Here is a 3,301-nt window from a genome sequence, read left to right on the forward strand (position 1 = left end):
CCTGCTGTTCACGTTCTTCAACAGCTACGAAGCGGAAGCGAAGAAGATGATCGACGCGCAGCTCGCGCTGCCCGCGTACGAGCTCGTGCTGAAGGCCGGCCACACGTTCAACCTGCTCGACGCGCGCGGCGCGATCTCGGTCACCGAGCGGGCAGCGTACATCGGCCGCATCCGCGCGCTGTCGCGTCTCGTCGCGCAGGCTTACTACGACTCGCGCGAGAAGCTCGGCTTCCCGATGCTCGGCAACCCGCCGGGCGTGCCGGGCCTCACCACCGACGCCCAGGACGCCGCGCAACCGGCATGGGCGCCGCCGCTCAAGGTCGAACGCAAGATCGATCAGGACTGACGAGACGAGATTTATTCCAGACATGACGCACAATCATCCCGCCCCCCTGCTCGTCGAACTGCTGACCGAAGAGCTGCCGCCGAAGGCCCTCGCACGCCTCGGCGACGCATTCGCCGAAGGTATCGCCCAACGCCTCGCCGCGCGCGACCTCGTCGAAGGCGAACTCGTGTTCGAGCGCTACGCCACGCCGCGCCGCCTCGCGGTCGTCGTGCAGAACGTGCGCGCCGTCGCGCCCGACAAGCAGGTCCGCGAAAAAGTCCTGCCGGTGTCGGTCGCGCTCGACGCCGAAGGCAAGCCGACGGCCCCGCTCGCGAAGAAGCTCGCGGCGCTCGGCCACCCGAACGCGTCGATCGCCGATCTCGAACGCGCGCAGGACGGCAAGGCCGAAGCGTTCTTCATCAACTACTCGGCGGCCGGCGCCACGCTCGCCGACGGCCTGCAGGCCGCGCTCGACGAAGCGCTCGCGAAGCTGCCGATCCCGAAATTCATGACGTACCAGCGCCCGGACGGCTCGGACGTGAAGTTCGTGCGCCCGGTGCATCGCCTGACGGTGCTCCACGACGACCGCGTCGTGCCCGTCACCGCGTTCGGCATCGATGCCGGCGATACGACGCTCGGCCACCGCTTCCTGTCCGACGGACTCGTCGCGATCCAGCATGCCCGCGCCTATGCCGACACGCTGCGCGACAAGGGCCGCGTGATCGCGCACTTCGCCGATCGCCGCGAAACGATCCGCACGCAACTGAACGAACATGCGAACGGCGACACGGTCGTGATGCCCGAAGCGCTGCTCGACGAAGTCACGTCGCTGGTCGAATGGCCGGTCGTCTACCCGTGCCGCTTCGAGGACGAATTCCTGCAGGTGCCGCAGGAATGCCTGATCCTCACGATGCAGACGAACCAGAAGTATTTCGCGCTGACCGACGTCGCCGGCAAGCTGCGCTCGCGCTTCCTGATCGTGTCGAACATCGAGACGAAGACGCCGGGCGAGATCGTCGAAGGCAACGAGCGCGTCGTGCGCCCGCGCCTCGCCGATGCGAAGTTCTTCTTCGAGCAGGACAAGAAGAAGCCGCTCGCCGAGCGCGTGCCGCAACTCGCGAACGTCGTCTATCACAACAAGCTCGGTTCGGCGCTCGCGCGCGTCGAGCGCCTCGAGGCGCTGGCCGGCGAGATCGCCCCGGCGATCGGCGCCGACACCGCGCACGCGAAGCGCGCCGCGCGTCTCGCGAAGGCCGACCTGCTGACCGACATGGTCGGCGAATTCCCGGAACTGCAGGGCACGATGGGCACGTACTACGCGCGTCACGACGGCGAAGCCGACGACGTCGCGCTCGCGTGCGCCGAGCACTACCAGCCGCGCTTCTCCGGCGACGCACTGCCGACCACGCCGGTGTCGACCGCCGTCGCGCTCGCCGACAAGCTCGAAACGATCGTCGGCATCTGGGGCATCGGCCTCGCGCCGACCGGCGAGAAGGATCCGTTCGCGCTGCGCCGCCACGCGCTCGGCGTGCTGCGCCTGCTGCTCGAGAAGCAGTTGCCGCTCGATCTCGTGTCGCTGCTGCGCACGGCCCACGCACGCTTCGACGGCGTGCCGGGCGTCGCCGAATCGACCGACGCGATCTTCGCGTTCTTCATGGATCGCCTGCGCGGCCTGCTGCGCGAGCGCGGCTATTCGGCCGGCGAAATCGACGCGGTGCTGAGCCTGAACCCGACGCGCATCGACGATCTCGTCGCGCGCCTGGACGCGGTGCGCGAATTCACGCGCCTCGCCGAAGCCGAAGCGCTCGCGGCCGCGAACAAGCGGATCTCGAACATCCTGAAGAAGTCGGAAGGCGGCGCGAACGGCGCGGTGCAGCCGACGCTGCTCGTCGAGGCGGCCGAGAAGGCGCTGCACGAACAGCTCGCAGCCGTCACGCCGCACGTGCAGTCGCAGCTCGAGGCGCGTGCGTACACGGGCGCGCTGTCGGCGCTCGCCGCGCTGCGCGCGCCGGTCGACACGTTCTTCAACGACGTGATGGTCAACGCGGAAGATCCGGCGCTGCGCGCGAACCGTCTCGCGCTGCTGTCCGCGCTGCACCAGCAGATGAACTGCGTCGCCGACATCTCGAAGCTCGCCGCGTAAGGGCCGCACGATGCCGACCAGCCCCAACCGAAAGCTCGTCGTCCTCGACCGGGACGGCGTGATCAACGTCGATTCGGATGCGTTCATCAAGACGCCCGACGAATGGATCGCGCTGCCCGGCAGCTTCGAGGCGATCGCCCGGCTCAACCACGCGGGCTACCGCGTGGTGGTCGCGACCAACCAGTCCGGCATCGGTCGCGGGCTGTTCGACATGGCCGCGCTCAACGAGATGCACCTGAAAATGCATCGCGCGGCGGCCGCGGTCGGCGCGCGCATCGACGCGGTGTTCTTCTGCCCGCACACGGCGGAGGATCACTGCGACTGCCGCAAGCCGAAACCCGGCATGATGCAGATGATCGCCGAGCGCTTCGAGATCGATCCCGGTCACACGCCGGTCGTCGGCGATTCGCTGCGCGACCTGCAGGCCGGCGTCGAGGTCGGCTTCCAGCCGCACCTCGTGCTGACCGGCAAGGGCAAGAAGACGCTCGCCGCGGGCAATCTGCCGCCCGACACGAAGGTCCACGACGACCTGCGCGCGTTTGCGCTCGATTTTCTTTCACACGAACACGAGTGATGCGGCTGCCGCGCGCATCCTCCCCAACGCCAGACTCACGCCGATGCGCTTCGTCCGCTCCCTGCTGCTGCTGATCTACTTCATCCTGTACACGGTGCCGTACGCCACCGCGTGCTTCATCGCGTTCCCGTTCATGCGCCCCGACGCGCGCTACTGGATGGCGGCCGGCTGGTGCAAGTCGACGCTGTGGGTCGTGCGCTGGCTGAACGGCATCCGCTACCGAATCGAAGGGTTCGAGAACCTGCCCGACGGCCCGGCC

The 3,301-nt window shown here is 68.3% G+C and carries 3 protein-coding genes and 1 pseudogene; all 4 read left to right on the forward strand.

Annotation, left to right across the window (positions count from 1 at the left end; translation table 11 throughout):
* Nucleotides 1-346, forward strand: a 346-nt coding sequence (locus tag AC3IFE_RS10765) for a glycine--tRNA ligase subunit alpha (protein ID WP_489190506.1), incomplete at its 5' end; no start/stop codon positions are given.
* Between the two features lie 22 nt (nucleotides 347-368).
* A complete protein-coding gene (gene glyS, locus AC3IFE_RS10770) occupies nucleotides 369-2,468 on the forward strand; it encodes a glycine--tRNA ligase subunit beta (RefSeq protein WP_489190507.1) in 2,100 nt (699 codons plus the stop codon).
* 10 nt (nucleotides 2,469-2,478) lie between these two features.
* The gene (gmhB, locus tag AC3IFE_RS10775) at nucleotides 2,479-3,042 is read left to right on the forward strand and encodes a D-glycero-beta-D-manno-heptose 1,7-bisphosphate 7-phosphatase (RefSeq protein WP_089468398.1); all 564 of its coding nucleotides are present in this window, start codon (nucleotides 2,479-2,481) and stop codon (nucleotides 3,040-3,042) included.
* A 43-nt stretch (nucleotides 3,043-3,085) separates the two neighbouring features.
* Nucleotides 3,086-3,301 (forward strand): annotated as a pseudogene (locus tag AC3IFE_RS10780) (1-acyl-sn-glycerol-3-phosphate acyltransferase); the annotation flags it as partial.

Source organism: Burkholderia sp. APQ4-4ca (genome assembly GCF_057837105.1).

Bases quoted from the DNA above. Each gene is read 5' to 3' on its own strand.
- glyS (WP_489190507.1), top strand. From the start codon at position 369: ATGACGCACAATCATCCCGCCCCCCTGCTCGTCGAACTGCTGACCGAA.
- gmhB (WP_089468398.1), top strand. From the start codon at position 2,479: ATGCCGACCAGCCCCAACCGAAAGCTCGTCGTCCTCGACCGGGACGGC.